Genomic DNA, 3,784 nt, shown 5'->3' on the forward strand with positions numbered 1-3,784 from the left:
CGTCGTGGCCAAGATCATCGAGTAATCGGCGGAAGCTGCCGAAGGAACATCATGTCCAAGCAAAAGATCCGTATCCGCCTCAAGGCCTTCGACTACAAGCTGATCGACCAGTCGGCTGCCGAGATCGTCGACACCGCCAAGCGCACCGGCGCCATCGTCAAGGGCCCCGTGCCCCTGCCCACGCGCATGAAGCGTTTCGACATCCTGCGCTCGCCGCACGTCAACAAGACCAGCCGCGACCAGCTGGAGATCCGCACGCACCAGCGCCTGATGGACATCGTCGATCCCACCGACAAGACGGTGGACGCGCTGATGAAGCTCGACCTGCCGGCCGGCGTGGACGTGGAGATCAAGCTGCAGTAAGCCTGCGGCACACGGCCTTGCAGGAAGCGCCCGGGTGGCGCTTCCTGCTTTCTCTTGCGCGGACTTGCCCTTTCGGGTCAGTCCGCGTTATAATTTGCGGCTTCGCGTTTTTGCGCCCTCTTTTTGCCCTTAGAGCAGATGGGGCCGGATGCGAAGTTTCATCAACCTTCTTTCGTGCGCGCTCGCGCTTTCGTGGGTTGCCCTTCCAGGGCAATGCAGGCAGCGGCTTGCGGGCAAACGCTCAGGCCAATTGAAGTCGGGGCGGCGGAAGTTTCGGAGAATAACCAATGAGTCTGAGCAATTCCCTGGGATTGCTGGGCCGCAAGGTGGGCATGATGCGCCTCTTCACCGACGATGGCGCCGCAGTGCCCGTCACGGTGGTGGACGTGTCCAACAACCGCGTGACCCAGGTCAAGACCCAAGAGAACGATGGCTACGTGGCCCTGCAGGTCACGTTCGGCGCGCGCAAGGCCTCGCGCGTGACCAAGCCCGAAGCCGGCCACCTTGCCAAGGCGGGTGTCGAGGCCGGTGAGATCATGCGCGAGTTTCGCGTGAGCGAGGAGACCGCCGGCAAGTACGCCGCAGGCACCTCGGTCGCCGTCACCGACGTGTTCGCCGTGGGCCAGAAGGTGGACGTGCAAGGCACTTCCATCGGCAAGGGCTTCGCCGGCACCATCAAGCGCCACAACTTCCGCTCGCAGCGTGCCTCGCACGGCAACAGCCGCTCGCACAACGTGCCCGGCTCGATCGGCATGGCCCAGGACCCGGGCCGCGTGTTTCCCGGCAAGAAGATGTCGGGCCACATGGGCGCCGAGACCGTGACGACGCAGAACCTCGACGTTGTGCGCATCGACGAGGCGCGCCAGCTGCTGCTCATCAAGGGTGCCGTACCGGGCTCCAAGGGCGGTTTCGTGACCGTGCGTCCGGCCATCAAGGCTCCTGCATCCGGGGAGGCCAAGTAATGCAGCTCGAACTCCTGAATGAACAAGGCCAGGCCGCGTCCAAGGTGGACGTGCCCGAGACCGTGTTCGACCGCCAGTACAACGAGGCGCTGGTGCACCAGATCGTGGTCGCCTACCGCGCCAACGCCCGCCAGGGCACGCGCGCCCAGAAGGACCGCCAGCAGGTCAAGCACTCCACGCGCAAGCCCTTCCGCCAGAAGGGCACGGGCAACGCCCGCGCCGGCATGACCTCCTCCCCGCTGTGGCGTGGGGGCGGACGCATCTTCCCGAACTCGCCTGAAGAGAACTTCACGCACAAGATCAACAAGAAGATGTACCGCGCCGGCATGGCGTCCATCCTGTCGCAGCTGGCCCGCGAAGGCCGCCTGGCGGTGGTGGATTCCCTGACCGTGGACAGCCCCAAGACCAAGGTCCTGGCCGACAAGTTCAAGGCCATGAACCTGCAGTCGGTGATGGTGATCGCCGACGAGGTCGACGAGAACCTGTACCTGGCGTCCCGCAACCTGAAGAACGTGTTCATCGTCGAGCCGCGCTATGCCGACCCGGTGTCGCTGGTGCACTACAAGAAGGTGCTGGTCACCAAGGGCGCCATCGACAAGCTCAAGGAGATGTTCGCATGAGCCGCATCAATCCCAGTCCCGCCGAGCGCAAGTTCGACGAAGGGCGCCTGATGCAGGTGCTGGTGGCTCCCATCGTGTCCGAGAAGGCCACCATGGTTGCCGAGAAGTCCAACGCCGTGACCTTCAAGGTGCTGCAAAACGCCACCAAGCCCGAGATCAAGGCGGCCGTCGAGCTGCTGTTCAAGGTCGAGGTCAAGGGCGTGTCCGTGCTCAACACCAAGGGCAAGGAAAAGCGTTTCGGCAAGTTCATGGGTCGCCGCGACAACGTGCGCAAGGCCTACGTGCTGCTCAAGGAAGGTCAAGAGCTGAACCTGTCCGGGGAGGCTGCGTAAACCATGGCTGTCATCAAACTCAAACCGACGACCCCGGGCCAGCGTGGCGCGGTGAAGATCTCGCGCAATCACCTGCACAAGGGTGAGGGCTACGCGCCGCTGCTCGAGCCTCAGTTCCAGCACGCCGGTCGCAACAACCACGGTCGCATCACCACCCGCCACAAGGGCGGCGGCCACAAGCACCACTACCGCGTGGTGGACTTCCGCCGCAACAAGGATGGCATCCCCGCCAAGGTGGAGCGCATCGAGTACGACCCGAACCGCTCGGCCCACATCGCCCTGGTGTGCTATGCCGACGGCGAGCGCCGCTACATCATCGCCCCGCGCAACCTGGAAGTGGGCGCGACCATCGTGAGCGGCTCGGAAGCGCCGATCCGCGTGGGCAACACGCTGCCGATCCGCAACATCCCGGTGGGTTCGACCATCCACTGCATCGAGCTGAAGATCGGCGCCGGCGCGCAGATCGCCCGCTCGGCCGGGACCTCCGCCACGCTGCTGGCCCGCGAAGGCCTGTACGCCCAGGTGCGCCTGCGCTCCGGTGAAGTGCGCCGCGTGCACATCGAGTGCCGCGCCACCATCGGCGAAGTGGCCAACGAGGAGCACAGCCTGCGCCAGCTCGGCAAGGCCGGCGTCAAGCGCCACATGGGCATCCGCCCGACGGTGCGCGGCATCGTCATGAACCCGGTCGACCACCCGATGGGCGGCGGCGAGGGCAAGAGCAAGAGCGGGCGCCACCCTGTCGATCCATGGGGCAACCTGACCAAGGGCTTCCGCACCCGTCACAACAAGCGCACGCAGAACATGATCGTCTCGCGTCGCAAGAAGTAAGGACACCCGCAAATGACTCGTTCTCTGAAAAAGGGTCCGTTTGTGGACCACCACCTGCTGGCCAAGGTCGAGAAGGCCATCGCCACCAAGGACAAGAAGCCTGTCAAGACCTGGTCGCGCCGCTCCATGGTCCTGCCCGAGTTCATCGGCCTGACCATTGCCGTGCACAACGGCAAGCAGCACGTGCCGGTCTACGTCACCGACCAGATGGTGGGCCACAAGCTGGGCGAATTCGCCCTGACGCGCACCTTCAAGGGCCACCCCGCGGACAAGAAAGTCCAGAAAAGGTAAGGAGTAACCATGTCTGAAACACGTGCAGTGCTGCGAGGCGTGCGCCTGTCGGTGGACAAGGGCCGCCTGGTGGCTGACCTGATCCGCGGCAAGAAGGTGGACCAGGCCCTCGACATCCTGAACTTCACGCAAAAGCGTGCCGCAGGCATCGTCAAGAAGGTGCTGGAGTCGGCCATTGCCAACGCCGAGCACAACGACGGCGCGGACATCGACGAGCTGAAGGTCAAGACCATCTTCGTCGAGCAGGGCACCACGCTCAAGCGTTTCACCGCGCGCGCCAAGGGCCGCGGCAACCGCATCAGCAAGCCCACCTGCCACATCTACGTCACCGTCGGCAACTGAAGGCCTGAAGGAAAGTTATGGGACAGAAAATCCATCCTACCGGCTT

The 3,784-nt window shown here is 64.2% G+C and carries 7 protein-coding genes; all 7 read left to right on the forward strand.

What is annotated here, in order from left to right; genetic code table 11:
• Positions 1-51 precede the first annotated feature (51 nt).
• Positions 52-363, forward strand: a complete 312-nt coding sequence (gene rpsJ / locus A612_RS07465) for a 30S ribosomal protein S10 (RefSeq protein WP_005796953.1) — start codon at positions 52-54, stop codon at positions 361-363.
• Positions 364-650: 287 nt separating this feature from the next.
• Positions 651-1,325 (forward strand): 50S ribosomal protein L3, encoded by a 675-nt coding sequence (gene rplC, locus A612_RS07470; protein ID WP_019373882.1) that lies wholly within the window; start codon positions 651-653, stop codon positions 1,323-1,325.
• On the forward strand, positions 1,325-1,945 hold the full coding sequence (gene rplD, locus A612_RS07475; protein WP_019373883.1) for a 50S ribosomal protein L4: 621 nt from the start codon (positions 1,325-1,327) through the stop codon (positions 1,943-1,945). The genes rplC and rplD overlap by 1 nt, the downstream gene beginning before the upstream one ends.
• Entirely contained in the window at positions 1,942-2,277 is a 336-nt protein-coding gene (gene rplW, locus A612_RS07480) for a 50S ribosomal protein L23 (RefSeq protein WP_019373884.1), read from the forward strand. Before rplD ends, rplW begins: the two co-directional genes overlap by 4 nt.
• A gap of 3 nt (positions 2,278-2,280) precedes the next feature.
• Positions 2,281-3,105: a 50S ribosomal protein L2 gene (rplB, locus tag A612_RS07485; RefSeq protein ID WP_019373885.1), complete on the forward strand. Its 825-nt coding sequence runs from the start codon at positions 2,281-2,283 to the stop codon at positions 3,103-3,105.
• Positions 3,106-3,117: 12 nt separating this feature from the next.
• Positions 3,118-3,396 (forward strand): 30S ribosomal protein S19, encoded by a 279-nt coding sequence (gene rpsS, locus A612_RS07490; protein WP_040436312.1) that lies wholly within the window; start codon positions 3,118-3,120, stop codon positions 3,394-3,396.
• A 9-nt stretch (positions 3,397-3,405) separates the two neighbouring features.
• The gene (gene rplV / locus A612_RS07495) at positions 3,406-3,738 is read left to right on the forward strand and encodes a 50S ribosomal protein L22 (RefSeq protein WP_019373887.1); all 333 of its coding nucleotides are present in this window, start codon (positions 3,406-3,408) and stop codon (positions 3,736-3,738) included.
• Positions 3,739-3,784: the final 46 nt, after the last annotated feature.

It is taken from the genome of Melaminivora alkalimesophila (assembly GCF_000282995.1).
Lineage (GTDB): Bacteria > Pseudomonadota > Gammaproteobacteria > Burkholderiales > Burkholderiaceae_C > Melaminivora > Melaminivora alkalimesophila.

What these genes read in the sequence shown, in the direction of transcription:
- rpsJ (WP_005796953.1), top strand. Translation starts at nt 52, where the DNA reads ATGTCCAAGCAAAAGATCCGTATCCGCCTCAAGGCCTTCGACTACAAG.
- rplC (WP_019373882.1), top strand. Translation starts at nt 651, where the DNA reads ATGAGTCTGAGCAATTCCCTGGGATTGCTGGGCCGCAAGGTGGGCATG.
- rplD (WP_019373883.1), top strand. Translation starts at nt 1,325, where the DNA reads ATGCAGCTCGAACTCCTGAATGAACAAGGCCAGGCCGCGTCCAAGGTG.
- rplW (WP_019373884.1), top strand. Translation starts at nt 1,942, where the DNA reads ATGAGCCGCATCAATCCCAGTCCCGCCGAGCGCAAGTTCGACGAAGGG.
- rplB (WP_019373885.1), top strand. Translation starts at nt 2,281, where the DNA reads ATGGCTGTCATCAAACTCAAACCGACGACCCCGGGCCAGCGTGGCGCG.
- rpsS (WP_040436312.1), top strand. Translation starts at nt 3,118, where the DNA reads ATGACTCGTTCTCTGAAAAAGGGTCCGTTTGTGGACCACCACCTGCTG.
- rplV (WP_019373887.1), top strand. Translation starts at nt 3,406, where the DNA reads ATGTCTGAAACACGTGCAGTGCTGCGAGGCGTGCGCCTGTCGGTGGAC.